Origin of the sequence: Pseudomonas sp. AN-1 (assembly GCF_034057115.1) — a bacterium.
Taxonomy (GTDB): domain Bacteria; phylum Pseudomonadota; class Gammaproteobacteria; order Pseudomonadales; family Pseudomonadaceae; genus Geopseudomonas.
Map to the genome: position 1 here is coordinate 385308 of NZ_CP139195.1, position 26494 is coordinate 411801.

Consider the following 26494-nt stretch of genomic DNA (forward strand, 5'->3'; position numbering starts at 1 on the left):
TCTAGCCACTGAAGTGCATTCCCGGTTAGGATTCGGTCGCCAATACTTACAACTAAAGTGGTATGGAAAGATGAATCTTCACGAATATCAGGGTAAGCAGTTGTTTGCCGAGTATGGGCTGCCGGTGTCCCGGGGCTACGCAGTCGATACTCCGAAGGAAGCAGCCGAGGCCTGTGACAAGATCGGCGGCAGCGAGTGGGTGGTGAAAGCCCAGGTGCATGCCGGCGGTCGCGGCAAGGCAGGCGGCGTCAAGCTGGTTCGTAGCAAGGATGAGGCCCGCGCGTTCGCCCAGCAGTGGCTGGACCAGCGCCTGGTGACCTACCAGACCGATGCCAACGGGCAGCCGGTCAGCAAGATTCTGGTCGAGGCCTGCACCGATATCGCCAAGGAGCTGTATCTGGGTGCGGTGGTCGACCGCTCCTCGCGGCGCATCGTGTTCATGGCCTCCACCGAAGGCGGCGTGGACATCGAGAAGGTCGCCCACGAAACCCCGGAGAAGATCCTCAAGACCACCATCGACCCGCTGGTCGGCGCGCAGCCGTTCCAGGGCCGCGAGCTGGCCTTCAAGCTCGGTCTCAAGGGCGATCAGGTCAAGCAGTTCGCGCAGATATTCGTCGGCCTCGCCCAGCTGTTCCAGGACTACGACCTGGCCCTGCTCGAGGTCAACCCGCTGGTGATCAAGAAGGACGGCAACCTGCACTGCCTGGATGCCAAGCTCAACATCGACGGCAATGCCCTGTACCGCCAGCCCAAGCTGCGCGAGATGCAGGACCCCTCCCAGGACGACCCGCGCGAGGCCCACGCCGCCAAGTGGGAGCTCAACTACGTGGCGCTGGACGGCAACATCGGCTGCATGGTCAACGGCGCCGGCCTGGCCATGGGCACCATGGACATCGTCAACCTGCACGGCGGCCGCCCGGCCAACTTCCTCGACGTCGGCGGCGGCGCTACCAAGGAGCGCGTCACCGAAGCGTTCAAGATCATCCTCTCCGACAGCAACGTGCAGGCGGTGCTGGTGAACATCTTCGGCGGCATCGTGCGCTGCGACATGATCGCCGAGGGCATCATCGGCGCGGTCCGCGAGGTGGGCGTCAAGGTGCCGGTGGTGGTGCGTCTGGAAGGCAACAACGCCGATCTGGGCGCCAGGGTACTGGCGGATAGCGGTCTGAACATCATCGCGGCGAGCAGCCTGACCGACGCTGCGCAGCAGGTCGTCAAGGCCGCGGAGGGCAAGTAATGAGCATCCTGATCAACAAGGACACCAAGGTCATCTGCCAGGGCTTCACCGGCAGTCAGGGCACCTTCCACTCCGAGCAGGCCCTCGAGTACGGCACCCGCATGGTCGGCGGCGTGACTCCGGGCAAGGGCGGCACCACCCATATCGGCCTGCCGGTGTTCGATACCGTCAAGGATGCCGTGGCCGCCACCGGCGCCACCGCGTCGGTGATCTACGTGCCGGCGCCGTTCTGCAAGGACTCCATCCTCGAGGCGGCCTTCGGCGGCATCCAGCTGATCATCTGCATCACCGAAGGCATCCCGACCCTCGACATGCTCGAGGCCAAGGTCAAGTGCGACGAGCTGGGCGTTCGTCTGATCGGCCCGAACTGCCCCGGCGTGATCACCCCGGGCGAGTGCAAGATCGGTATCATGCCCGGCCATATCCACCTGCCGGGCAAGGTCGGTATCGTGTCGCGTTCCGGCACCCTGACCTACGAGGCGGTGAAGCAGACCACCGACGCCGGTTTCGGTCAGTCCACCTGCGTGGGCATCGGTGGTGACCCGATCCCGGGTTCGAGCTTCATTGATATCCTCAAGCTGTTCGAGGCCGACCCGCAGACCGAGGCGATCGTCATGATCGGCGAGATCGGCGGCAGCGCGGAGGAGGAGGCGGCGGCCTTCATCAAGGCCAACGTGACCAAGCCGGTGGTGTCCTACATCGCCGGCGTCACCGCGCCGCCCGGCAAGCGCATGGGCCATGCCGGCGCCATCATCTCCGGCGGCAAGGGTACCGCGGACGAGAAGTTCGCCGCCCTGCAGGATGCCGGGGTGAAGACCGTGCGCTCGCTGGCCGATATCGGCAAGGCGCTGGCCGAAGTGACCGGCTGGACCATGAAATAAGCTCCGGTGGAGCGGGCTTGACGGAAGGAGCCACCTGCGGGTGGCTCTTTTCGTTGTGCCTGGCGCCGGATTCCGTTCCCACTTTCTGGTTGTGTGCATGAATCATTTGAAAACCGTCGATGTCCTGGGTCTGGGCTTCATGACCTTCGCGCTGTTCCTCGGGGCGGGCAACATCATCTTCCCGCCGAGCGCCGGCCTCGCCGCTGGCGAGGCCATGTGGAGCGCGGCCCTGGGCTTCCTGCTCACCGGCGTCGGCCTGCCGCTGCTCACCGTGGTGGCCCTGGCCCGGGTGGGCGGCGGCATGGCGCAGCTCACTGCGCCGCTCGGCAAGAGCGCCGGCCTGCTGTTCGCCGTGACGGTCTACCTGGCGATCGGTCCGCTGTTCGCCACGCCGCGTACCGCGGTGGTGTCGTTCGAGATGGGCATCGCGCCGCTGGCCGGCAGCGGCAGCCTCGCGCAGGCCCTGTATACCCTGGTGTATTTCGCCCTGGTGCTGTTCCTCGCCCTCAATCCCGGGCGTCTGCTCGAGCGCGTCGGCAAGCTGATCACCCCGGTGCTGATCGTCGCCCTGCTGGTGCTCGGCGGCGCGGCGGTGTTCGCCCCGGCCGGTACGGTCGGCGCCACCGCACCCGACTATCAGGCGGCGCCACTGATGCAGGGCTTCCTGCAGGGCTACCTGACCATGGACACTCTCGGTGCGCTGGTATTCGGCATCGTCATCGCCACTGCCATCCGTGACCACGGTGTGGGCATGGCGCACCGGGTCACCCGCTATTCGATCCTCGCCGCGCTGATCGCCGCCATCGGCCTGGCGCTGGTCTACCTGGCGCTGTTCCGTCTCGGCGCCACCAGTCACGCCATCGCCGGCGATGCGCAGAACGGCGTGCAGATCCTCACCGCCTACGTGCAGCACACCTTCGGCATGGCCGGCAGCCTGCTGCTGGCGCTGGTCATCACCCTGGCCTGCCTGACCACCGCCGTCGGCCTGATCACCGCCTGCGGCGAGTTCTTCAGCAACCAGTTCCCGGTGTCGTACCGCACGGTGGTGATCGTGGTCAGCCTGTTCAGCCTGCTGGTGGCCAACCTCGGCCTGACCCAGCTGATCAGCTTCTCGGTGCCGGTGCTGGTCGGCCTGTATCCGCTGGCCATCGTGCTGGTGCTGCTCAGCCTGACCGACGGCCTGTGGCTGCATCCGCCGCGGGTGTTCCGCCCGGTGATGGCGATGACCCTGGTGTTCGGCGTGTTCGCCGGCCTGGACGCCGCCGGCCTGAAGGCCCTGGTGCCGGGCTGGCTCGGCAGCCTGCCGCTGGCCGAGCACAGCCTCGGCTGGCTGCTGCCGGCGTTGCTGACCCTGCTGGGCGCGATGATCTTCGACCGCCTGCGGGGCTGCCCGCCGGTGCGCGCGTAATCCGGCTGGTGCCTCCGGCAAGGGTGCCGGAGGCACAGGCGCAGCATACAAGGAGTTGTCATGACCATCGACGCGCACTACCTGCCCCATGTGGCCGCCCTGGCCTGGTTCATCCTCTGCTGGCTGGGCTACACCCGCTACGCGATCTGGAAGGGCAAGGACACCCCCTGCCTGGCCAGCGTGATGCACCTGTACCGCGAGGACTGGATGCGCCGCCTGCTGATGCGCGACAACCGCATCGCCGATGCCAACGTGATCGGCAACCTGGAGCGCAACGCCTCGTTCTTCGCTTCCAGCACCCTGATCATCCTCGCCGGCGTGCTGACCGTGCTCGGCTCCACCGAGCGGGCGGTGTCGGTGCTGGAAGGCCTGCCGTTCGTGCAGGAGGTCAGCCGCGAGCTGTCGGAGATCAAGATCATCTGCGTGGCGCTGGTGTTCATCTACTCGTTCTTCACCTTCAGCTGGTGCATGCGCCAGTACAACTTCGCGGCGATGATGGTGGGGGCGGCGCCGATGATCTCCGAGCGCAACGTCACCGAGGCGGAGCGCCGCGCCTTCGCCGAGCGCACGGCGCGGGTGATCTCGCTGGCCGCCAACCAGTTCAACCTGGGGCTGCGTTCCTACTATTTCGGACTGGCGACCCTGGCCTGGTTCATCAATCCCTGGGTCTACATGCTGGCCACCGCCGGGGTGGTGTTCGTGCTGTACCGGCGCGAATTCCATTCCGACGTGCTGGAGGTGATGGCCTACAGCCCGGCACCGCTGGGCGAGCCGGCCAGGGACAGGATGGAGTAGCGCAGGGAGGAGGAGCGCCGCCCCGCCCGGTCGCGCAGACCGGGCGGGCGGCAGGGTGGGGGTTACTGCTGCTTCTGTTCTTCGGCAGGGGCGGCCTCTCCGGCCTTGTCCTGCATGGCGGCGCCTGCATCCTGCATCGTCTTGCCGGCTTCCTCGACGGCAGCGCCTGCCTTCTCGGTCATTTCGGCTGCCTTCTCCTCGACGGCAGCGCCTGCCTCCTTGGCAGCCTCGCCAGCCTTCTGCACGGCGGTGGCGGGCGCCTGGGCGGCGGAGCCGCTTGCCGACTCCACCTTGTCTTCAGGCTTGTCGCCACAGGCCGCGAGGCCGAGGGTGGCGGCAAGCAGCAGGGCGTAAGTCAGGGGCTTTTGCATGTTGGTGCTCCTTGGGAGTATCCGAATCAGGTGAAAGGCGAATGCCGGTCAGATTCAGGTGTAGTGCAGCATCGGGAGGCTGGCAAATCGCCTGCCGAGGCTCGTCCTGCACGGCTTTCCCCGTTCCTCGCAACAACTGGGACGAGTATCGGGGAAGCTCCATTCGCTCATCTGATGAGAGTGCCATTTCGGGCAAAGGTTCCGGGCCGAACCCCGATGTATCGGCGCTTGGGCTGCTGTCGTCGAAGCGGGTATCATGCGATGCCGTTCGTCCGCCAGAATGCCGGCGGGGTTTCCTAGCAGACAAGGTCCTTCGATGAGTCAACTTCTCGTGCTTGAGCGCGGCAACCGCTTCACGGTCGACCAGCCATGATGTCTTCTTTCCCCTCCCGCCACCTGCGGAAGCCTGCCTGATGGATTCCTTGCTGATAGTCGCTGGCCTGCTGCTGATCCTGTCCGGCCTGTTCTGGCTGGTGGCCAGTGCCTTCGCCACCAGTCTGCTGTGGGGGTGCGGCAGCCTGCTGCCGCCGCTGCCGCTGTTGTTCATCCTGCGCCACTGGCGCCGCGCGCGCAGCGCCGTGATGCTGATGGGCCTGGGCTGCATTCCGCTGGTGGTGGGTTTCACCATGCTGGCCGGCCACGATCCCGACCGCCTGGCCGCCATCCTCAGCCTGCGCTGGCTGGAGCCCGAGCCCAAGGCCGCTGGCGGCCTGGAGATCCGCCTGGGCGGCGAGTTCAACGGCAAGCCCTTCGCGCCGGATCTGGGCGAACTGATCGATGGCGCCCTGGTGCTGCGCGAGGGCGACGATTCCTTCGCCCGGCGCGATCTGCGCATCCGCCTGCCCGCCCATGACGGCGGCGAGCTGCGCGTCGACGTGCTGCCGGAGGATCACGGGACGCTGCCGGAAATCGAGCTCGACTGGCTGCTGCCCGACCAGGACCAGCCCGAGTCTCGGCGCATCGTCGACGGCTACACCCTGCATCTCGACCTGCGGCCGGTACCGCCCAACCGGCTGCGTGGCGACTTCCACCTGGTGCTGCCGCCGGCCTTCCGAACCTCGCTGAGCGGCGAGGTCGAGCTGTACACCGACCGCCTGCGCTACCGCGACGGGCGCGTGGATACCCGCCACAACACCGAGGAAACCATCGCCTGGCTGGTCACCGACTACCTGCAGCGCAGCACCCGGCAGCGCGACCTGGTGCTGGAGCCGCTGCCGGCGCTGGACCTGGACGGCGAGCAGCTGCAGCTGGAAGTGCTGGCGCGGGTGGGCGGGGTGCTGCGCCGCTTCGACGTTGCCCTGCGGCGCAGCGAGCTGCAGGGCTGGCATGTGCAGGGCGACCAGGCGCCGGCCCTGCCGCGGCCCAGCGAGGAGGAGCTGCGTCGCACCGCGCCGGTTCCCACCACTGTGGTCCGCGGCGAGCCGCGCCCGCTCGACCGGCGCATCGGCTTTTCGCTCGAGCGCCTGCTCACCTCGCCGAGCCGCTACCAGGGCGTGCGTGTCCACGTGGTCACCGAGCGTGGCCGCAGTGCCGAAGGGCGATTCGACGGACTCAACCCCGAAGGGCGTCTGGTGATCCAGCATTCGCTGGGCGGCCAGGGCGAAGCCAGCTTCATCCTGCGGCCGAGCGAGGTGGCGCAGATCCAGCTGCTCGAGCCCTGAATCCGGGCTTTCGCGGCAAGCCCTTGAAATTCCGGGCGAAGTCTCCATATCCACGGCATTCGCCGCAGACGCGGCTTTGTCATCCGTGGAGTTCGCATTCATGAGCGTGGAGACTCGCAAAGAGACCCTGGGTTTTCAGACTGAAGTGAAGCAACTGCTTCACCTGATGATCCATTCCCTGTATTCGAACAAGGAGATCTTCCTGCGCGAGCTGATCTCCAACGCCTCCGACGCCGCCGACAAGCTGCGTTTCGAGGCGCTGGCCAATCCGGCGCTGCTGGAAGGCGGCGATCCGCTGAAGATACGCCTGAGCTTCGACAAGGAGGCGCGCACCGTCACCCTCGAGGACAACGGCATCGGCATGAGCCGCGACGAGGTGATCGCCCACCTCGGCACCATCGCCAAGTCCGGCACCGCCGACTTCCTGAAGAACCTCTCCGGCGACCAGAAGAAGGACTCCCAACTGATCGGCCAGTTCGGCGTGGGCTTCTACTCGGCGTTCATCGTCGCCGACCAGGTTGACGTCTACACTCGTCGCGCCGGCGCCGCTGCCAGCGAGGGCGTGCACTGGAGCTCGAAGGGCGAGGGCGAGTTCGACATCGCCAGCATCGACAAGGCCGAGCGCGGCACCCGCATCGTCCTGCACCTGAAGGCCGATGAAGCCGAGTTCGCCGACGGCTGGCGCCTGCGCAACATCGTCAAGAAATACTCCGACCACATCGCCCTGCCCATCGAGCTGCCGAAAGAGCAGTTCGGTGAAGAAAAGCCGGCCGAGCCCGAATGGGAAACCGTCAACCGCGCCAGCGCGCTGTGGACCCGCCCGCGCAGCGAGGTCAAGGACGAGGAGTACCAGGAGTTCTACAAGCACGTCGCCCATGACTTCGAGAATCCGCTGTCCTGGAGCCACAACAAGGTCGAGGGCAAGCTCGAGTACACCTCGCTGCTCTACGTGCCGGGCAAGGCGCCGTTCGACCTCTACCACCGCGAGGCGCCCAGGGGCCTCAAGCTCTACGTGCAGCGCGTGTTCATCATGGACCAGGCCGACCAGTTCCTGCCGCTGTACCTGCGCTTCATCAAGGGCGTGGTCGACTCCAACGACCTGTCGCTGAACGTCTCCCGCGAGATCCTGCAGTCCGGCCCGGTGATCGACTCGATGAAGTCGGCGCTGACCAAGCGCGTCCTCGACATGCTGGAGAAGCTGGCCAAGGACAAGCCGGAGGACTACCAGACCTTCTGGAAGGCCTTCGGCCAGGTGCTCAAGGAAGGTCCGGCGGAAGACTTCGCCAACAAGGAGAAGATCGCCGGCCTGCTGCGCTTCGCCTCCACCAGCGACGCCAGCGGCGAGCAGAGCGTGGCGCTGGCCGACTACCTCGGCCGCCTGAAGGAAGGCCAGGACAAGATCTACTACCTCAGCGGCGAGAGCTACGCCCAGGTCAAGAACAGCCCGCACCTGGAAGTGTTCCGCAAGAAGGGCATCGAGGTGCTGCTGCTCACCGACCGCATCGACGAGTGGCTGATGAGCTACCTGCCGGAGTTCGATGGCAAGCAGTTCGTCGACGTCGCCCGCGGCGATCTCGATCTCGGCAAGCTGGACTCGGAAGAGGACAAGAAGGCCCAGGAAGAGGTGGCCAAGGCCAAGGAGGGACTGATCGAGCGCCTCAAGGGCGCGCTGGGCGAGCAGGTCGCCGAGGTGCGCGTCTCCCACCGGCTGACCGACTCGCCGGCGATCCTCGCCATCGGCGAGCAGGATCTCGGTCTGCAGATGCGCCAGATCCTCGAGGCCAGCGGGCAGAAGGTGCCGGAGTCCAAGCCGATCTTCGAGATCAACCCGCAGCACCCGCTGATCGAGAAGCTGGATGCCGAGCCCGACGAGGACCGTTTCGCCGACCTGTCGCACATCCTCTTCGATCAGGCCGCACTGGCCGCCGGCGACAGCCTCAAGGACCCGGCCGCCTACGTGCAGCGCCTCAACAAGCTGCTGGTGGAGCTGTCGGCCTGAACGGCTGAACCCCGCCCGCGGTGGTCCTGAAGATGCCGCTCGCCCTCCGGGGCGGGCGGCATTTTTCATGGTGGCGGAAAAGCGCGAGCGTCATCGCTTCGTCATGAAAAGGTCATAGGCTCGCCGCATCGCAACGAAGGAGAGCCACATGCGACTGTTCAAGATGGGGGCGCTGGCGGCGCTGGGGTTGGTGTCCGGTCTGGCCATGGCCGAGGTGCGGGTCGAGGGGCCGGTGGAGTACGGCGTGTTCGCGACGCCCGAGCGCGAGGTGCAACCGGGCGAGCGGGTGCTGCTGCGCAACAACCAGCAGATCCGGCAGACCGCAGAAATTCCCGCCCGGCTCGGCACCAGGTTCGGCCTGCGCCTGACCCTGAGCGGCAAGCAGGCGGACGACGTGCCGCTGACCCTGCTGTACCTCACCCCCGGGGTGGTGACGCCTGACGGCCAGCGCCACGACCGCTTCGAGGTGGTGCAGAAGCTGGCGCCCGGCGCCAGCCAGGAGGTGATGGCCTTCGAGTTCAGCGAGCCGCACGAGGTGGTTCCGGGCGAGTGGCACTTCCTGGTGTTCCAGGGCGACCGCAAGCTGGCCGAGCAGCGCTTCAGCGTGCGCTGAGTGGTGCAAGACGACGAAGCCCGGCGCAGCTGCTCCGGGCTTCGTCGTCTCTGGACTCAGGCCAGGGTGGTCAGCAGGTTGGTTCCGTGCAGGAGGTTGTCGGCCAGCGGGCAGCGCCGTTCGATTTCCTCCAGCACCGCCTGCTTTTCCTCGCGACTGAGGTCGGCGTCGAGCTCCACCTTGACCCGCAGGGCCTGGAAGCCCGGGCGCACGTCGCTGCGCCGGCCCAGCAGGCCGTCGGGATCGTAGTCGGCCTCGATCTCGAACTGCATGCCGCGCAGCTCGAACTTGCGCTGGTGGGCGATGAAGCGGCCGATGGTACCGAAGCAGCCGGCCACCGCGGCGAGGATGATCTCCAGCGGCGTCGGTCCCAGGTCCTGGCCGGCGGCGTTCTTCGGCTGGTCCATGCGGATCACGTGGTTGCCGGCGGCCACGGTGATGGTGAAGGCGTTATCGAGGCTGCCGCTGGCGCGGATGGTCTTCAGGGTCATGGGATGTCCTTGCGTTCGGAAGGGAGTCATCACTCTATACCCTAGGGGGTATGTGCTGCCAGCGGCAGGGAAGTGGCGGAGGGCGGAAACGACGACGGCACCCGAAGGTGCCGTCGTGGATGGTGCGGGAGCGGCTTACTCGCCGGTCCAGCGCTTCAGGACCAGGGTGGCGTTGGTGCCGCCGAAGCCGAAGCTGTTGCTCATCACGGTGTTGAGGGTGACGTTCTCGCGGGTCTGGGTGACGATCGGCAGATCGGCCACTTCCGGGTCCAGTTCCTCGATGTTGGCCGAGCCGGCGATGAAGTTGCCTTCCATCATCAGCAGGGTGTAGATCGCTTCCTGCACGCCGGCGGCGCCCAGCGAGTGGCCGGACAGGCTCTTGGTCGAGCTGATCGCCGGGGCCTTGTCGCCGAACACGGTGCGCACGGCCTTGGCTTCGGCGACGTCGCCGACCGGGGTCGAGGTGCCGTGGGTGTTCAGGTAGTCGATCGGGGTGTCGACGGTGGCCAGCGCCTGCTGCATGCAGCGCACCGCGCCTTCGCCGCTCGGGGCGACCATGTCGTAGCCGTCGGAGGTGGCGCCATAGCCGACCACCTCGGCATAGATCTTCGCGCCGCGGGCCAGGGCGTGGTCGAGGGCCTCGACCACCACCATGCCGCCGCCGCCGGCGATGACGAAGCCGTCACGCTTGGCGTCGTAGGCGCGCGAGGCCTTCTCCGGGGTGGCGTTGTACTGGGTGGACAGCGCGCCCATGGCGTCGAACAGGAAGCTCTGGCTCCAGTGCTCCTCTTCGCCGCCGCCGGCGAACACGATGTCCTGCTTGCCCATCTGGATCTGCTCCATGGCATTGCCGATGCAATGGGCGCTGGTGGCGCAGGCGGAGGAGATCGAGTAGTTGACGCCCTTGATCTTGAACGGGGTCGCCAGGCAGGCGGACACGGTGCTGCCCATGGTGCGCGGCACGCGGTACGGGCCGACGCGCTTGACGCCTTTCTCGCGCAGGGTGTCCAAGGCTTCCATCTGGTTGAAGGTGGAGGCGCCACCGGAGCCGGCGATCAGGCCGGTACGCGGGTTGGAGATCTGTTCCTCGGACAGGCCGGCATCCTTGATCGCCTGCTCCATGGACAGGTAGGCGAAGGCGGCGGCGTCACCCATGAAACGGTAGACCTTGCGGTCGATCAGGGCTTCGAGGTCGAGGTTGACGGAGCCGGAAACCTGGCTGCGCAGCCCCATGTCGGCGTACGACTGGTTGAAGCGGATGCCGGATTTGCCGGCGCGCAGGTTGGCGGAAACGGTCTCTTTGTCAGTGCCGAGGCAGGACACGATGCCCATCCCGGTGATTACGACGCGACGCATGCGGGTAACCCTTAGAAGCTGTCAGTGGAAGTGAACAGGCCGACGCGCAGGCCTTCGGCACTGTAGATCTCGCGGCCATCGACGCTGACGGTGCCGTCGGCGATGCCGAGGATCAGCGAGCGACTGATGGTGCGCTTGATGTGGATGTTGTAGGTGACCTTCTTGGCGGTCGGCAAGACCTGGCCGAAGAATTTCACTTCGCCCGAGCCGAGGGCGCGGCCGCGGCCGGGGTTGCCCTGCCAGCCCAGGTAGAAGCCGACCAGCTGCCACATGGCGTCCAGGCCCAGGCAGCCGGGCATCACCGGGTCGCCCTCGAAGTGGCAGGCGAAGAACCACAGGTCCGGGTTGATGTCGAGCTCGGCCACGATTTCGCCTTTGCCGTACTTGCCGCCGGTCTCGCTGATGTGAACGATGCGATCGATCATCAGCATGTTGGGGGCGGGCAGTTGCGCGTTACCCGGGCCGAACAGTTCACCGCGGCTGCAGCTGAGCAGTTCTTCCCGAGTGAAGGCGTTTTGTTTGGTCATGCGAGCTCCTCGACGGTCCCTGAGCGCAGGGGGCAGATCTTTTCTGGCCTCGCCCCTCCCGGGGGGAGCGCGGCTTTGGTCTGGTTATAGACTATGGCCAGGTGATGAAAGTCACAGGCCGACCGGGGGCATTCTGCGACGAATGACTGCCAGCCAAGACTGTGCGGGTGCAAGCCTGCCGCATTTCGCACCTTTTCGCCAGCCGTCTATGGTCGGTTGTGCACCCAGCGCTGCAGGATGGCCCGCAGGTCCGAGCGCTTGAAGGGCTTGGCCAGGTAGTCGTTCATCCCGGCTGCCAGGCAGGCCTCGCGGTCGCCCTGCAGGGCATTGGCGGTCAGGGCGATGATCGGCGTGTGGCGGTTCGGTCCGTCGCTGTCACGGATCTGCCGGGTGGCGCTGAGACCGTCGAGGTCGGGCAGCCGGCAGTCCATCAGGATGGCCGCGAAGGGCTGCTCGGCGACGGCCTGCAGCGCCTGCCGGCCGCTGCCGACCAGCTGGGGAGTGAAGCCGAGGCTGCGCAGGATGGCCTCGATCACCGTCTGGTTGACCGGGTTGTCCTCCACCAGCAGCACATGCTGGCCGCCGCCCTGTGTCGCCTCGCTGTCCAGCAGCACCTGCTCGTCGGCATGGCGGTAGCGCCAGGGCAGGGGCAGTTCCAGGGTGAAGGTCGAGCCCTCGCCGATGGTGCTCTCCGCATGCAGGCCGCCGCCCATGTGCTCGGCCAGGGTGCGGGCGATGGACAGGCCTAGGCCGGTGCCGCCGTAGCGGCGCGAGGTGGAGGTGTCGGCCTGCTCGAAGGCGTCGAACATGTGCTGCAGGCGTTCGGGGGCGATGCCGATGCCGGTATCGCGCACGGCGATGGTCAGCCAGAGCATCTGCTGCTGGTCGAGCACCTGCCAGCGTGCGGTCACGCCGACGTGGCCCTGCTCGGTGAACTTCAGGGCGTTGCCGATCAGGTTGACCAGGATCTGCCGCAGGCGGGTGGGGTCGCCGCGGACCTCGAACTGCTCCAGGCCGGGCTGGATGTCCAGATGCAGCTCCAGGCCGCGCTGCTGGGCGCTGGGGCGGAACACCTGCACCGAGTTGGTGAGCAGCTCGTCCAGCGGGAAGGGAATGTGCTCCAGCTCCAGCGAGCCACGCTCGATGCGCGAGAAGTCGAGGATGTCGTTGATCACCTTGAGCAGGTGTTCGGTGGACTCGGTGGCCAGCGCGGTGTACTCGGCCTGCTCGCCGGTCTGCGTGGTGGTCTCCAGCAGCTGCAGCATGCCCAGCACGCCGTTCATCGGCGTGCGCAGTTCGTGGCTCATCATCGCCAGGAAGTCCGACTTGGCGCGGCTGGCCTGCTCGGCTTCCTCGCGGGCGGCGACCAGTTGGGCGATGCTGCGCTGCTGCTCGATCTGGGCCTGCTCCAGTCCGGCGGCCAGCAGGTTGATGTGGCGCGCCAGATCGCCGATCTCGCCATGGTCGGCCACCGGCAGTTCGGCCTGGTAGTCGCCTTCCTTGATCGCCTGCAGCGCCCGGCCCATGGCATGGATCGGTTCCGACAGGCTGCGCGCCAGGCGGTAGGCGAGCAGCAGGGTCAGCGTCAGCGCCAGCAGCGCCAGCAGGCCGGCGCGCAGGAAGATCTGTGTCTGGCGGCGGTCGAAGGCCTCGTCGGTCATGCCGACCACCACCCGGCCCAGGCGCTCCTCGGCCGGTTCGCGCGCCGCCAGCGGCGGGCTGAGCAGGAAGGGATCGTCGAGGCGGACCTGCTGGCGGAGGATGTCGGCCTCGAACACCTCGATCCGCGCATCGCGCCCGCCCTGGGCGCGCTCGACGTAGGCGAGCACTTCGCCGGTCCGGTCGTGCACCTCGATGAAACGCACATGGGGGATGTCGAGGCTGGCCCGCAGCAGGCCCTCGAGGATCGGGATGTTGCCGGAGATCACCCCGTACTCGGTGGCCGGGGCCAACTGGTCGGCGATCAGCTGGCCGGTCTGGGTCAGCTCGGCGTGCAGGTCCTGCAGGCGCGAGTAGGCGAGGTAACCGGTCAGCAGCAGGGTCAGCAGCAGCGCCGGGCCGAGGCTGATGGCCAGGGTGCGGGTACGGATGTCGCTGTGGCGCCAGCGCAGCATCATGGCAGGCTCTCCCATTGCTGCAGGCGCAGCGCCTGGTCGCGGTCGTCGCTGAGTTCCACGCCCAGGGAGCGTGCCACCTGCGGGTTGCTGAGCACCTTGAAGTGCTGCGGGTAGGCCTCGCGCGGCCAGTGCTGCGGCGCCAGCGAGAGCAGCCGGTCGAGCTCGTTGAGCCAGTCCTGCTGGTCGCTGTAGCTGCTGCTCAGGCTGCCGGCGCGGATGAACGCCGCGGTCGGTCCGATCAGCGCCAGTCGGCGCCCGTAGCTGGCCAGCAGCACGCCCTTGATGGTGCCTGGGTTGTACAGCGCGGGGTCGTCGACGCCCAGCAGCACGTCGCTGCCGTCGAGCAGTCGGTTGAGCGGGCGGCTGTCGCGGGTGTCCGGCCAGTACCAGGTGGTGATGGCGAGGCCCTGGGCGGCGGCCAGGCGGCGCAGTTCGTTGACCAGGAAGCGGCTGTCGTCGCCGTACAGCAGGCCGACCCGGCGTGCCTGCGGCAGCAACTGGCGGATCAGGCGCAACTGGCGGGACGGGGCCGGATCGCTCCACAGCAGGGTCAGGTGGGGCGGGCGGCTGTCGCCGAGACGCCGGAAGGCCTGCACACGGCTGATCTGCATCACCAGGGTCGGTGGTCCGCCCGGGGTGCCGAGCCGCCAGTCCAGCGCATCGGCGCCGAGCAGCACCAGGCGGCTGTCGGCGGGCAGGGACTCCGGGCTGGTCAGCGCCGAGGTATGCACGAAGCGCACCCGGTCATCCGGGCGGCGTGTCGCCAGGTCGTCGACGAAGCGCTGCAGGGCCGGGGTATCGTTGCTGGCGGCGACCAGGATATCGGTCGCCTGGGCCAGCGCCGAAGCGGCCAGCAGGCAGAGGAGGGCGAGCGCTTGCAATAATCTCATCCTTGAGTACGGGCGCACGGGTCAGAGCTCGAATCCGGCGGAGAGCCAGAGTACGCGGCGCTCATCATACATATTGTCGGACCAGCCGAGGGGCTCGTCGTCCAGGCGTTGTTGCACGACACCGGCCAGCTCCAGCTGGCTGCTGCCCAGCTGCAGGCGCTTGGCCAGGCGCAGGTCGAGGCGCTCGAAGCGGTATTCGTTGAGCAGGTCGGCGCCGTAATAGAAGACGGAACTCGACCAGCCGCGGCCCCAGTCGTGCAGCCAGCTGGCCGAGCCGCTGTGGCGCGGGGTCAGTCGCTCGTCGTGGCGATGGCTGGCCTCCAGTTCGATGTAGGCCTGGCTCAGGCGCAGGCGGTCGCGCAGCCCCAGGCGCCAGTCCAGCTCGCTCTCGATGCCGCGCAGGCGCAGACGGTGGTCGTTGCTCGGCTCGAACCGCTCGAGGGTCAGGGTCTCGCTGATCAGGCCGCCGATCTCGTCGTGGAACAGCTTCACGTCCAGGTTCAGGCCGAGGTCGGCAAAGTGGCCGTGGTAGCCCAGCTCGCGCGAGCGCATGTGCTCCTGGCCGAGCTCGCCGGTGCCGCGGGCGCTGGCGAAATACAGCGCCTCGCCCATGCCCAGGGCGGCCGGACGCAGGTCCCGGACCCGGTAATGCCAGTCGGCGTAGTTCTCGAACATGTCCGGCGAGCGCACCGCCTCGGAGTAGACGGCGCGCAGGCTGTGCGCCGGGGTGATCAGGTAGTTGAGCGCCAGGCGCGGCGACAGCGAGTCGCCGGCGCTGCTGTCGTGCTCGTAGAGGGCGCCGCCCTGCAGCAGCCAGTGGCGGTCGAGCTGCCACTCGAACTGGCCGAAGCCGCGGGCGATGTCCTTGCTGCGCCGGCCGCCCAGGTAGGTCTCGCCGTCGGCGCTGTCATGACGATAGCTCAGGCCGCTGACCAGGCGCAGGCTGTCGGACAGGCTGAGGGTATCCTGCAGCTCGAGGTCGAAGCGGTTTTCCCGGGTGTCCTCGTTGATCAGGCCGCAGCTGTGGGCCACGTTGCCGGTGGCGGGATCGAAGGTGCTCGCCACCTGGCCGATGAACTGGCTGGCCAGGGTCGTCTGCTCGGGTGTGCCGGGCGGCGGGGTGAAGTCGTTGCGCGCCAGGTTTCGGAACAGCGCCTTGACATAGGCCGGCGAGGAGGCCCACAGCTGGTGCAGTTGCGGGCTGAACCCGACCTGGGCCTCGCAGGCGCGCCACTCGCGCAGGCGCTCCCAGTGCTGCAGCGAGCTCTGCACCTGCAGGCGGTGGTCGGCGTTCAGGTCGAGGTTCCAGCGCAGGCTGGCGGCATAGTCGCGGGCGCGCACGTCGGCCGCCTCGTCGGCCTCGCCCGGCTGGGCGGCGATCGGGAACACCGACTCGTAGCTGTTCGGCGCCTGGTTGGTGCCCTCCTTGAGCGCCAGTTGCCAGTCCAGCGACTGGCGCGGATCGAGATCCTGCTGCACGCGCAGGTTGAGGCGATTGAGGCGGCGATCGTCACGCGCCGGGCTGCCGTCGCGCTCGTGGTCGAAGCCCTCGTCGTGCCAGCCGGACAGCGACAGGCGCAGGTTGCCGCCGTCCCAGCCGTTGCCCTGGCTGGCATACCAGTCGGCGATGCCGCGCTCGCCGCGGGTGATCTTCAGGCGGGTGCCGTGGGTGTCGCGCGGTGCGCGGGTGAAGATGCTGACCACCGCCATCAGCGCGTTGGCGCCATAGCTGACCGTGTTGGGGCCGCGGAACACCTCGATGCGCTCGATGTCCTCGATGGCCACCGGGATGTCGCTCCAGTCGACCCGGGCCAGGCCCGAGTGGTACACCGAGCGGCCATCCACCAGCACCTGCAGGCGGCGAGCCTGGGCGGCGTTGCTGCCGTGGTAGTTGACCGTGGTCAGGTTGCCGTCAGGCACCACCAGCATGCCCGGCACCAGGCGCAGCAGTTCCGGCAGCTCGCGGGCGCCGCTGGCGCGGATCAGCTCGCGGTCGAGCACGGTGACGCTGCCGGGGACCTCGGCGGGCGACTGCTGCAGGCGCGTGGCGGTGAGCACCTCCGGCAGGTCCGCCGCGCCGACGAACAGATCCTCGGCCGCCGCCGCGCCGGCGAGCAGGCCGAGAGATAGCGCCAGCGTTGTGCGCAGGGGGGCGGACACGTACGGTGTCTCCATTCGGACTCGAGCGGCGCGCATGTTACCCGAGGGCGCGCGTTCTGCCAGCACGACCTCGTCACGGTGTGCTGGTCGACCGGCGGTCGCCCCGTATAATGCAGCGATTGCCGAGTGGCGACCCGATATGGATGGAACATGACTGAGCAGCAACCGATTGCCGTGCTCGGCGGCGGCAGCTTCGGCACCGCCCTGGCCAACCTGCTGGCGGAGAACGGCCAGCGCGTGCGCCTGTGGATGCGCGACGAGGCCCAGGCCGAGGCGATCCGCAGCACCGGCGAGAATCCGCGCTACCTCAAGGGCATCAAGGTGCACGCCGTGGTCGAGCCGGTCAGCGACCTGGCCGCCACCCTGCAGGCCTGCGAGCTGGTGTTCGTCGTGCTGCCGTCCTCGGCCCTGCGCGCCGCGCTGCAGCCGGTGGCCGGCCTGCTCGCCGGCAAGCTGCTGGTCAGCACCACCAAGGGCATCGAGGCGGATACCTTCAAGCTGATGAGCCAGATCCTCGAGGAGATCGCCCCGCAGGCGCGCATCGGCGTGCTGTCCGGGCCGAACCTGGCGCGCGAGATCGCCGAGCATGCGCTCACTGCCACGGTGATCGCCAGCGAGGACGAGGAGCTGTGCCGGCGCGTGCAGCAGGTGCTGCACGGCCGTACCTTCCGCGTGTATGCCAGCCGCGACCGCTTCGGCGTCGAGCTGGGCGGGGCGCTGAAGAACGTCTACGCCATCATGTCCGGCATGGCCGCCGCGCTGGGCATGGGCGAGAACACCAAGAGCATGCTGATCACCCGCGCGCTGGCGGAGATGACCCGCTTCGCCGTGCGCATGGGCGCCAACCCGATGACCTTCCTCGGTCTGGCCGGGGTGGGCGACCTGATCGTCACCTGCTCCTCGCCGAAGAGCCGCAACTACCAGGTCGGCTTCGCGCTGGGGCAGGGGCTGAGCCTCGAGGAGGCGGTGTCGCGTCTGGGCGAGGTGGCCGAGGGGGTCAACACCATCCGCGTGCTCAAGGCCCGCGCCGACCAGCTCGGCGTCTACATGCCGTTGGTCGCCGGCCTGCATGCCATACTTTTCGAGGGCCGCACTTTGCAGCAGGTGATCGGCCTGCTGATGTCCGGCGAGCCGAAGACCGATGTCGATTTCATTTCCGCCAGTGATTTCTGAGGGAGCGCGTTGCATGTCCGATGACAAACAGAGTCGTGAAGGCCTGATCCTGCGGGTGCTGTGGATGGTGCTGTTCGCCATCGTCTGGCAGCTCGCCGAGCTGGTGCTGGTGGCCGTGGTCCTGCTGCAGCTGGTCCTGCGCCTGATCAACGGCGCGCCCAGCCGCGCGCTGATGGATTTCGGCGATGGCCTCAGCCAGTACCTGGCGCAGATCGGTCGTTTCGGCTGCTTCCACAGCGACGAGAAGCCCTGGCCGTTCGCCGACTGGCCGGCGCCCCGCGAGGCGCAGGGCGAGGGCGCCCGGCCGCTGACCCCGGCTCCTGTCGTGGCGCCGGCGGCTGCCGCATCCGCAGCCGTTGTCCCGGTTGCGGCCAGTACGCCGGCCGAGGCGCCGGTTGCCGAGTCCGCTGCCGAGGCCACCGAAACGCCGTCCGGGACGGACCAGGCCGCTCCGGCTCCCGAGGCCGGCAAGGCGGACGGCCCGGATGCGCCGGCGGAGCCCCGGGCATGAGGCTGTGGCTGCTGCGCCACGGCCAGGCCGGCCCCTACGTGCGCACCGGCGACCACCTGCGCGAGCTGACCGAGCGCGGCCGCACCGAGGCCCTGCATGCCGCCGGCCACCTGCTCGGCGAGCCGCTGGATGCCATCCTGGTCAGCCCCTACGTGCGCGCCCAGCAGACCGCCGAGCTGGTGCACGAGGCCCTCGGCCGCGAGCCGGCGCTGCATACCGTCGACGGCATCACCCCCGACGACGACCCGCGCGCCGCCCTGGCCATGCTCGCCGGACGCCGCGAGCAGAACCTGCTGGTGGTCACCCACATGCCGCTGGTCGGTGCCCTGGCCGGTCTGCTGGTGCACGGCCACCTGCAGCAGCCGGTGACCTTCAATACCGCCAGCCTGGCCCTGCTCGAGGGCGACATGGCCCTGGCCGGGCTGATGGACCTGCGCGCCCTGTACCATCCGCCGGAGCGCTGAGACGACCATGACCGTCGCCGTCGAGGAAATCCGCCTCAACCTGCCGCACATCGAACTGGCCGCCCATCTCTATGGTCCCGAGGACGGCCAGCCGGTGCTGGCACTGCACGGCTGGCTGGACAACGCCATGAGCTTCGCCCGCCTGGCGCCGCGTCTGCCCGGCCTGCGCATCGTCGCCCTCGACCTGGCCGGCCATGGCCACTCCGGGCACCGCGCTGCCGGCGCCAGCTACCAGCTGTGGGACTACGCGCTGGACGTGCTGGCGGTGGCCGACCAGCTCGGCTGGCAGCGCTTCGCCCTGCTCGGCCACTCGCTGGGCGCCATCGTCGCCACCCTGCTGGCCGGCGCCGTACCCGAGCGCATCGAGCGGCTGGCACTGATCGACGGCATGTTCCCGCTGACCCACGAGCCGGAGCAGGCGCCGCACAAGCTCGGCGAGGCGCTCCGGGCCCAGCTGGCGCTGCGCGACAAGCGCCGCCCGGTGTACGCCAGCGTCGAGCGGGCGGTGGAGGCGCGCCTGCGCGGCGGCTCCCCGCTCAGCCACGAGGCCGCCGAACTGCTCGCCAGCCGCGGCCTGACGGCGGTGGCCGGCGGCTATACCTGGCGCACCGATCCGCGGCTGACCCTGCCTTCGCCGCTGCGCCTGACCCGTGCCCACGCCGAGGCCTTCGTGCGCGCCGTGCGCTGTCCGGTCGACCTGGTGCTGGCCGAACAGGGCCTGCCGGTACAGCGCGGCGAATGGCTGGCGCTGCTCGACAGCCTGCCGGTGCGCGTGCACCGCGTGCCAGGCGGTCATCACCTGCACCTGGACGACGAGGCCGGCGCGCAGGCGGTTGCAGACTGTTTCAAAGCCCTGTCCGCCGCGCCTTGACTTGTGCCGGCCAACTGTCGAGGCTGAGCGGCATCGCAAGGGAGAAACTGCATGACCGAGCTGTACACCGCTGCGCCGGCCGGCGCGGGCGGGTCGCCGAGGGGCGCCTGGCGCCGCCTGCCGCTGATCGCCAGTCTGGCCATCCTGCCGGCCTGGGCCGAGGTGCCGGGCAGCCAGGACCTGGAGATCCTGCCGCGTTTCCCGCGCGCGGAGATCGTCGACTACCGGGTGCAGGACAACGTCGAGCGCATCTATCCGCAGAGCGCCCTGCGCCGCATCAGCGGCCGCCTGCGCGTGGATGCCGAGATCGATGTGGTCGGCCGCCTCAGCGCGCTGACCTACGAACTGCCGCAGGGCCACGGCAGCGCCGACGCCTTCGCCCAGGCGCGCACCGCCCTGCTGGCCCTGGACGCGCGTCCGCTGCACTGGTGCGAGGGGCGCGAGTGCGGCGCTAGCAGCCTGTGGGCCAACAACGTGTTCGGCAACGCGCGCCTGTACGGCCCGGACGAGCAGCAGGCCTATCTGCTGCTGCAGCTCGCCGCGCCGCGCCAGGACAGCCTGCTGGCGCTGTACGCCATCACCCGCGGCACCCGCCGCGGCTACCTGCACGTCGAGCTGCTGGAGGCCAATGCGCCGCAGGGCGAGCATCTGCCCAACGCCGAGACCCTGCTGCGCCAGCTCAAGGATGCCGGCGTGCTCGAGCTGGCGCAGCTGCCCGCCGAGCCGGCCGATCCCTGGCTGGCGCTGCTGGCGCGCGCCCTGCGCCTGGATACCGGCGTGCGCCTGCTGCTCGGCGGCCAGGCCGCCCCGGCCTGGCGCGAGGCGCTGATCGAGCGCGGCACCCGCGCTGCCCGGCTGGAAAGCGAGCCGGGCGAGGCGCCGGGTCTGCGCCTGGAGTGGCTGCGTTGAGCCGGGAGCCGTGCCGATCGCACGCCACTTCTTCGCCGGCACCGGCCGGCGCTGCGCAGCAAGGGAAGGCCAATGATCGAGCATGACCGCTTGCTGGTGCAGATCCTCATGCTGGGCCTGCTGGCCGCCTGTCTGTGGGTGCTGGCGCCGTTCTGGTCGGCGCTGTTCTGGGCCGCGGTGCTGGCCTTCGCCAGCTGGCCGCTGATGCGCGGCCTGACCCGCCTGCTGCGCGGGCGCACCTCGGCAGCCGCCGGCGTGCTGACCCTCGGCTGGATGCTGCTGGTGGCGGTGCCGCTGGTCTGGCTCGGCTTCAACCTGGCCGACCACGTCCGCAGCGTCGTGGCCCTGCTCAAGGATCTGCAGGTCGAAGGCCTGCCCGAGCCGCCTGCCTGGCTGGCCGGAGTGCCGCTGTTCGGCGCGCAGCTGGTGGGCCTGTGGAACAAGCTCGACGTGCAGGGCGCGGCGCTGCTCGCTGCGCTCAAGCCGTATCTGGGCGAGGTCGGCAACTGGCTGCTGGCGCGCAGCGCGCAGATCGGCGGCGGCGTGCTGGAGCTGGCGCTGAGCCTGGTGCTGGTGTTCTTCTTCTACCGCGACGGGCCGCAGCTGGCCGACTATGCGCGCAGCCTGCTGGAGCGCCTGATGAGCGGGCGCGCCGATCACTACCTGGAACTGGTTGCCGGCACCGTGCAGCGGGTGGTCAACGGCGTGATCGGCACCGCCGCTGCGCAGGCGGTGCTGGCGCTGATCGGCTTCCTGATCGCCGGGGTGCCGGGCGCCCTGGTGCTGGGCATCCTCACCTTCGCCCTCAGCCTGATCCCCATGGGCCCGCCGCTGGTGTGGATTCCGGCCAGCGCCTGGCTGATCTGGCAGGAGCAGTACGGGATGGGCTTGTTCCTCGCCATCTGGGGCCTGGTGGTGATCAGCGGCGTGGACAACGTGCTCAAGCCCTACCTGATCAGCCGCGGCGGCAACCTGCCGCTGGTGGTGGTGCTGCTCGGCGTGTTCGGCGGCATCCTCGCCTTCGGCTTCATGGGCCTGTTCCTCGGTCCGACCCTGCTGGCGGTGGCCTACAGCCTGATCGGCGACTGGATCGCCAACCAGCCCCACAAGCGCCATGCACCGCGTCCCGGAGACTCCGGCTGAGCCGGCGCCATTCTCCTTCACTCAATGGAAGAGTCGACATGCACAAGACAGGAATCGCCCTGGGTCTGATCCTCGCCGCGGGCGCCGCGGTCACGCTGCCGCCCTGGTATAGCGGCACGCAGCTGGAGGGCACGCTGCAGGCCGCGCTCGAGCGCGGCAACCAGCAGCTGCGCGAGGCGCTGCCCGGGCAGGGCGCCAGCCTCGAACTGGTGGCCCTCGAGCGCGGGATCTTCTCCAGTACCGCTCGCTACCGGATCGCCTTCGGCGAGGCCGAGAGCGCCGATGGCGACCCCGCCGAGCTGCTGTTCAGCGACCGGATCGAGCATGGCCCACTGCCGCTGTCGCGCCTGGCGTCCTTCGAGCTCGCGCCGGTCCTGGCGGTCAGTCGCTTCAGCCTCGAGCGCAGCGCGGCGGTCACGCCCTGGTTCGCCGGCGCGGGCGGGGCGGTGCCGCTGAGCGGCTACCTGGTGCTGGGCTATGACGACAGCGTGACGGGGCAGGTCAGCCTGCACCCCCTGGAGCTGGCTTCCGACCAGGGCCGGTTGCGCTTCTCCGGCATCGACCTGGCCCTGAAGCTGGGCGCGCAGGCGCAAACCGTGCAACTGTCCGGCGGCATGGACAGCCTGACCTTCGATTTCCCCCGCGACGGGGAGGTGGCGCAGGTCCGCCTCTCCGGCCTGAGCCTGAACAGCGAGCACCGCCTCGGCGCTTCCGGCTTCTATGTCGGCGGCAGCCGCCTGGCCCTGGCCCGCGTCGAGCTGCTCGACGCGGACCGCCCGGGGCTGCTGGTGGAGAACTTCGTGCAGACCGACCGGATCGAGGAGCAGGGCAGCCGCCTGAGCGCCGCGCTCGACTACGAGGTCGGCAGCCTCGGCTACGGCGGCAAGCCGCTGAGTTCGGCCAGCCTCGGGCTGACACTGGGCAATCTGGACGTGGCCGCCCTGCAGCGGCTGGAGAGCTGGTACAAGGAGCTGCTCGCGCGCATGAATGAGCCGCAGGCGCAGCCCGTCGCATTGACCGACAGCGACGAAAGGCGCCTGCGCGATGGTCTGGAAGCGCTGCTCGCCGGCAAGCCGAGCGTGTCGCTCGATCGGCTGGCGCTGAGGACCGCCAGCGGCGAGAGCCGCTTCGACCTGCGGGTCGAGCTGGACAGGCCGCAGTCCTACGAGTTGCCGCCCGCGGAGCTGGCCCGGCAACTGATCGGCAGGCTGGAAGCGCACCTGGTGTTGGGCAAGCCGACGATCCGCGACCTGATGAACTTCCAGGCGTCCCTCGACCCGGACGCCGATCAGGGCGCGGCGGCCCTGCAGGCCGAGGAGGTGGCCGAGCTGGCCGCGATGATCGCCACCAGCACGCAGGTCGGCCGGGTGGAGGGGGAGGACATCGTCAGCCGCCTGAGCTATGCCGGCGGACAGGTCGACTTCAACGGCCAGGCCATGCCAGCCGAGGAGTTCGTCGCCATGGTCGCCGGCATGGCGCCAGGATCGCCCCTGGAGCTGATGCCGGGAGTCGTCGACGGGGAAGGCGAACTGGCCGGTCTGGAGGAAGAAGCGGACGAGGGCTACGACCTGGAGTCCGTGTCGGAAGGCGGTGCGCCCGGCGGCGAGTGAGCGGCCGGGCGGATGGTGGCAGCGGGCGCGGCTGCCTCAGTCGTGGTGCTGCTCGTACTTGTCCAGCGCGTCGCCGGCGATCTGCCGGCCGAGGGCGATCAGCTCCGGCGCCTTGTAGAACTCGAAGAAGCGGCACACCCGCTTGGGCACGTTGACCAGGATGTCCGGCGGATAGCCGGCGATCTTGTACTGCGCCAGCGAGTTCTGCATCACGTCGATGCTTTGGTTGATCATCTCCAGCAGGCTGTCCGGCGCCTCGTTCTCCACCACGTGCAGGTGAGTGGCCTTGGCCGCGGCGACGCCGTGGGTGGAGCCGCCCGCCAACTGCGCCTCGTGCCCCTCGAGCAGCACCGGCAGTTCCGGCCCGCCGCGCCGGCGGAACGGCAGGCGCGCGCCGAGGGCGCCGATCGACGTCATCATCTGGTCGAGACGGTTCTTCATCGCCTGCGGCCGCTCGATCACCGGCAGCTCGTACTGCAGCTGGTTGCTGGCGTTGACGTTGACCGCGACTATCAGGTCGCAGCGACTGGACACCACCGGCACGATCGGGATCGGGTTGAGCAGGCCGCCGTCGACCAGCACCCGCGAGCCCTGCACCACCGGGGTGAACAGGCTGGGAATCGCCGCCGAGGCGCGCATCGCCTGGTGCAGGCAGCCTTCCTGGAACCACACTTCCTGCTGGTTGGTCAGGTCGGTGGCCACCGCGGTGTAGGGGATCGGCAGGTCCTCGATGTTGATCTCGCCGAGAAAGGCGCGGATGCGCCCGAATACCCGCTCGCCGCGGATCGCGCCCATCGAGAAGCTGACGTCGAGCAGGCGCAGCAGGTCCAGGTAGTCGAGGGTTTCCACCCAGCGGCGGTACACCGGCAGCTTGCCGGCGGCGTAGATGCCGCCGATCACCGCCCCCATCGAACTGCCAGCGATGCAGGCGATCTTGTAGCCGCGCGCCTCCAGCTCCTCGATCACCCCGATGTGCGCGTAGCCGCGCGCGCCGCCGGAGCCGAGCACCAGTGCGACAGTCTTGCCCATGATCCTATCCCCCTGTCCTTGCAGGCCGGGCAGCAGCATCTGCCCATACCCATGATTCCAGTATGGCCCCGAACGCCCCCGCAGGTCTTGCCCCGTGGCGTTTGCTAGAATCGCCGCCATCGCGAATTCCCCGGAGTGACTCATGAGCGAACCGATCCGCCTCACCCAGTACAGCCACGGCGCCGGCTGCGGCTGCAAGATCTCCCCCAAGGTGCTGGAAGTGATCCTCGCCGGCAGCGGCGCGCAGAACCTCGATCCGAAGCTGTGGGTCGGCAACGCCTCGCGCGACGACGCCGCGGTGTACGCCATCGACGAGGAGCGCGGCGTGGTGTCCACCACCGACTTCTTCATGCCGATCGTCGACGACCCGTTCGACTTCGGCCGCATCGCCGCCACCAACGCCATCAGCGACATCTACGCCATGGGCGGCGACCCGCTGATGGCCATCGCCATCCTCGGCTGGCCGGTCAACGTGCTGGCCCCGGAAGTGGCCCGCGAGGTGATCCGCGGCGGTCGCGCGGTGTGCGACGAGGCGGGCATCCCGCTGGCCGGCGGTCACTCCATCGACGCCCCCGAGCCGATCTTCGGCCTGGCGGTGACCGGCATCGTCGACAAGCGCTTCATGAAGCGCAACGACACCGCCACCGCGGGCTGCCGGCTGTACCTGTCCAAGCCGCTGGGCATCGGCATCCTCACCACCGCCGAGAAGAAGGGCAAGCTGCGCGCCGAGGACGTGGGCCTCGCCCGCGACTGGATGTGCACCCTCAACAGGCCGGGCGCGCGCTTCGGCAAGCTGGAGCAGGTGAAGGCGATGACCGACGTCACCGGCTTCGGCCTGCTCGGCCACCTGGTGGAGATGGCCGACGGCAGCGGCCTGACCGCGCGCATCGACTACGCCGCGGTGCCGCGCATCGCCGGTGTCGAGCACTACCTCGATGAGGGCTGCGTGCCCGGCGGCACCCTGCGCAACTTCGACAGCTACGGCGAGCGCATCGCCCCGCTGCCGGAAGCGCAGAAGCTGCTGCTGTGCGACCCGCAGACCAGCGGCGGTCTGCTGATCGCCGTGGCGCCGGAAGGCGAGGCCGAGTTCCTCGCCGTGGCCGCCGAGCTGGGCCTCGCGCTGGCGCCGATCGGCGAGCTGGTCGCCCGACAGAGCCACGCGGTAGAGGTGCTCTGATGCGTCCCAACAGTGCCCATTACCGCGACATCTTCCTCAACGACCTGCCGCTGATGGACGTGCGCGCCCCGGTGGAATACACCAAGGGCGCCTTCCCCCACACGGTCAACCTGCCGCTGATGAACGACGTCGAGCGGCAGAAGGTCGGCACCTGCTACAAGCAGCACGGCCAGGCGGCCGCCATCGAGCTGGGCCACCAGCTGGTGCGCGGCCCGCTCAAGGCCGAGCGCATCGAGGCCTGGGCCGCCTTCGCCCGCGCCAACCCCGACGGCTACCTGTACTGCTTCCGTGGCGGCCTGCGCTCGCAGATCACCCAGCAGTGGCTCAAGGAAGAGGCCGGCATCGACTACCCGCGGGTGATCGGCGGCTACAAGGCGCTGCGCAACTTCCTGATCGACACCACCGAGGCCGCGGTGGCCGAGTGTGACTTCGTCATCGTCGGCGGCATGACCGGCACCGGCAAGACCGAGGTGCTGGCCCAGCTCGGCAACGCCGTCGACCTGGAGCAGCACGCCAACCACCGCGGCTCCAGCTTCGGCAAGCACGCCACCGGGCAGCCGGGACAGATCGACTTCGAGAACCTGCTGGCCATCGACCTGCTGAAGAAGCGTGCGGCCGGCATGCATTCCTTCGTCCTCGAGGACGAGAGCCGGCTGATCGGCAGCTGCTCTCTGCCGCTGCCGCTGCACCAGGGCATGCAGGAGTATCCGCTGGTGTGGCTGGAGGACAGCGTGGCAGGGCGCGTCGAGCGCATCCTCGGCGACTACGTGATCGACCTGTCCGCCGAGTTCATTGCCCTGCACGGTGAGGAGCAGGGCATGCTCGCCTTCGCCGAGCGCCTGCAGCAGAGCCTGAAGAACATCGTCAGGCGCCTGGGCGGCGAGCGTTACCAGCGCCTGGCGGCGATCATGGACGCGGCGCTGGCCGAGCAGCAGCGCAGCGGCGCGGTCGACCTGCACCGCGGCTGGATCGAGGGGCTGCTCGGCGAGTACTACGACCCGATGTACGCCTACCAGCGCGAGAGCAAGGCGGCGCGCATCGAGTTCAGCGGCGACCAGCAGGCGGTGGTCGAGTACCTGCGCCAGCGCGCCCGGCGCTGAG

At 68.8% G+C, this 26494-nt stretch carries 23 protein-coding genes and 1 pseudogene; 16 read left to right on the forward strand and 8 right to left on the reverse strand.

Annotated features, from left to right (window positions below):
• Positions 1-70: 70 nt before the first annotated feature.
• The 4 genes from sucC to SK095_RS01845 all read left to right on the forward strand — a co-directional run bounded on the left by sucC (position 71) and on the right by SK095_RS01845 (position 4321).
• Positions 71-1237 (forward strand): ADP-forming succinate--CoA ligase subunit beta, encoded by a 1167-nt coding sequence (gene sucC / locus SK095_RS01830; RefSeq protein WP_136488996.1) that lies wholly within the window; start codon positions 71-73, stop codon positions 1235-1237.
• Positions 1237-2118: a succinate--CoA ligase subunit alpha gene (sucD, locus tag SK095_RS01835; protein ID WP_136488995.1), complete on the forward strand. Its 882-nt coding sequence runs from the start codon at positions 1237-1239 to the stop codon at positions 2116-2118. The genes sucC and sucD overlap by 1 nt, the downstream gene beginning before the upstream one ends.
• A 97-nt stretch (positions 2119-2215) precedes the next feature.
• Entirely contained in the window at positions 2216-3526 is a 1311-nt protein-coding gene (gene brnQ, locus SK095_RS01840) for a branched-chain amino acid transport system II carrier protein (RefSeq protein ID WP_320547646.1), read from the forward strand.
• Between the two features lie 60 nt (positions 3527-3586).
• Positions 3587-4321 (forward strand): DUF599 domain-containing protein, encoded by a 735-nt coding sequence (locus SK095_RS01845; protein ID WP_136488993.1) that lies wholly within the window; start codon positions 3587-3589, stop codon positions 4319-4321.
• A 62-nt stretch (positions 4322-4383) separates the two neighbouring features.
• Here the strand turns inward: SK095_RS01845 and SK095_RS01850 are convergent, their stop codons facing one another.
• Positions 4384-4692 (reverse strand): hypothetical protein, encoded by a 309-nt coding sequence (locus SK095_RS01850; protein WP_136488992.1) that lies wholly within the window; start codon positions 4690-4692, stop codon positions 4384-4386.
• Between the two features lie 413 nt (positions 4693-5105).
• Between SK095_RS01850 and SK095_RS01855 the strand changes: the two genes are divergently transcribed.
• The 3 genes from SK095_RS01855 (at position 5106) to SK095_RS01865 (ending at position 8965) form a co-directional block, all read left to right on the forward strand.
• The gene (locus SK095_RS01855) at positions 5106-6353 is read left to right on the forward strand and encodes an MFS transporter (protein WP_320547647.1); all 1248 of its coding nucleotides are present in this window, start codon (positions 5106-5108) and stop codon (positions 6351-6353) included.
• A 100-nt stretch (positions 6354-6453) separates the two neighbouring features.
• A complete protein-coding gene (htpG, locus tag SK095_RS01860) occupies positions 6454-8352 on the forward strand; it encodes a molecular chaperone HtpG (RefSeq protein ID WP_320547648.1) in 1899 nt (632 codons plus the stop codon).
• Positions 8353-8500: 148 nt separating this feature from the next.
• Positions 8501-8965, forward strand: coding sequence for a DUF3859 domain-containing protein (locus tag SK095_RS01865; RefSeq protein WP_136488989.1), 465 nt, complete (start codon positions 8501-8503; stop codon positions 8963-8965).
• A gap of 56 nt (positions 8966-9021) precedes the next feature.
• Here the strand turns inward: SK095_RS01865 and SK095_RS01870 are convergent, their stop codons facing one another.
• The 6 genes from SK095_RS01870 to SK095_RS01895 all read right to left on the reverse strand — a co-directional run bounded on the left by SK095_RS01870 (position 9022) and on the right by SK095_RS01895 (position 16521).
• On the reverse strand, positions 9022-9456 hold the full coding sequence (locus tag SK095_RS01870; protein WP_136488988.1) for an OsmC family protein: 435 nt from the start codon (positions 9454-9456) through the stop codon (positions 9022-9024).
• 135 nt (positions 9457-9591) lie between these two features.
• Positions 9592-10812, reverse strand: a complete 1221-nt coding sequence (fabB, locus tag SK095_RS01875; RefSeq protein ID WP_201486581.1) for a beta-ketoacyl-ACP synthase I — start codon at positions 10810-10812, stop codon at positions 9592-9594.
• A gap of 11 nt (positions 10813-10823) precedes the next feature.
• Positions 10824-11339, reverse strand: coding sequence for a 3-hydroxyacyl-[acyl-carrier-protein] dehydratase FabA (gene fabA / locus SK095_RS01880; RefSeq protein ID WP_136488986.1), 516 nt, complete (start codon positions 11337-11339; stop codon positions 10824-10826).
• A 206-nt stretch (positions 11340-11545) separates the two neighbouring features.
• A complete protein-coding gene (locus SK095_RS01885; protein ID WP_236574728.1) occupies positions 11546-13450 on the reverse strand; it encodes an ATP-binding protein in 1905 nt (634 codons plus the stop codon).
• Positions 13451-13452: 2 nt separating this feature from the next.
• On the reverse strand, positions 13453-14346 hold the full coding sequence (locus tag SK095_RS01890; RefSeq protein WP_136488984.1) for an ABC transporter substrate-binding protein: 894 nt from the start codon (positions 14344-14346) through the stop codon (positions 13453-13455).
• A 21-nt stretch (positions 14347-14367) separates the two neighbouring features.
• Entirely contained in the window at positions 14368-16521 is a 2154-nt protein-coding gene (locus SK095_RS01895; protein WP_320547649.1) for a TonB-dependent receptor, read from the reverse strand.
• 135 nt (positions 16522-16656) lie between these two features.
• Here SK095_RS01895 and SK095_RS01900 point away from each other — a divergent pair, with 135 nt between their 5' ends.
• The 7 genes and pseudogenes from SK095_RS01900 (at position 16657) to SK095_RS01930 (ending at position 23187) form a co-directional block, all read left to right on the forward strand.
• Positions 16657-17679, forward strand: a complete 1023-nt coding sequence (locus tag SK095_RS01900; RefSeq protein ID WP_136488982.1) for an NAD(P)H-dependent glycerol-3-phosphate dehydrogenase — start codon at positions 16657-16659, stop codon at positions 17677-17679.
• Between the two features lie 13 nt (positions 17680-17692).
• Positions 17693-18001, forward strand: a pseudogene (locus SK095_RS01905) (DUF4389 domain-containing protein); the annotation flags it as partial.
• Positions 18002-18186: 185 nt separating this feature from the next.
• On the forward strand, positions 18187-18654 hold the full coding sequence (gene sixA / locus SK095_RS01910) for a phosphohistidine phosphatase SixA (protein WP_136488980.1): 468 nt from the start codon (positions 18187-18189) through the stop codon (positions 18652-18654).
• A 7-nt stretch (positions 18655-18661) separates the two neighbouring features.
• Positions 18662-19525: an alpha/beta fold hydrolase gene (locus SK095_RS01915; RefSeq protein ID WP_136488979.1), complete on the forward strand. Its 864-nt coding sequence runs from the start codon at positions 18662-18664 to the stop codon at positions 19523-19525.
• A 51-nt stretch (positions 19526-19576) separates the two neighbouring features.
• Entirely contained in the window at positions 19577-20434 is an 858-nt protein-coding gene (locus tag SK095_RS01920; protein ID WP_320547650.1) for a DUF4892 domain-containing protein, read from the forward strand.
• A 72-nt stretch (positions 20435-20506) separates the two neighbouring features.
• Entirely contained in the window at positions 20507-21577 is a 1071-nt protein-coding gene (locus tag SK095_RS01925; RefSeq protein ID WP_136488977.1) for an AI-2E family transporter, read from the forward strand.
• Positions 21578-21615: 38 nt separating this feature from the next.
• Complete coding sequence (locus SK095_RS01930; RefSeq protein ID WP_320547651.1) at positions 21616-23187, forward strand: YdgA family protein; 1572 nt, start codon at positions 21616-21618, stop codon at positions 23185-23187.
• 36 nt (positions 23188-23223) lie between these two features.
• Here the strand turns inward: SK095_RS01930 and SK095_RS01935 are convergent, their stop codons facing one another.
• The gene (locus tag SK095_RS01935) at positions 23224-24216 is read right to left on the reverse strand and encodes a patatin-like phospholipase family protein (RefSeq protein ID WP_136488975.1); all 993 of its coding nucleotides are present in this window, start codon (positions 24214-24216) and stop codon (positions 23224-23226) included.
• Between the two features lie 142 nt (positions 24217-24358).
• Between SK095_RS01935 and selD the strand changes: the two genes are divergently transcribed.
• A complete protein-coding gene (gene selD / locus SK095_RS01940) occupies positions 24359-25393 on the forward strand; it encodes a selenide, water dikinase SelD (RefSeq protein ID WP_136488974.1) in 1035 nt (344 codons plus the stop codon).
• Positions 25393-26493, forward strand: coding sequence for a tRNA 2-selenouridine(34) synthase MnmH (mnmH, locus tag SK095_RS01945; RefSeq protein ID WP_320547652.1), 1101 nt, complete (start codon positions 25393-25395; stop codon positions 26491-26493). Before selD ends, mnmH begins: the two co-directional genes overlap by 1 nt.
• Position 26494 lies beyond the last annotated feature (1 nt).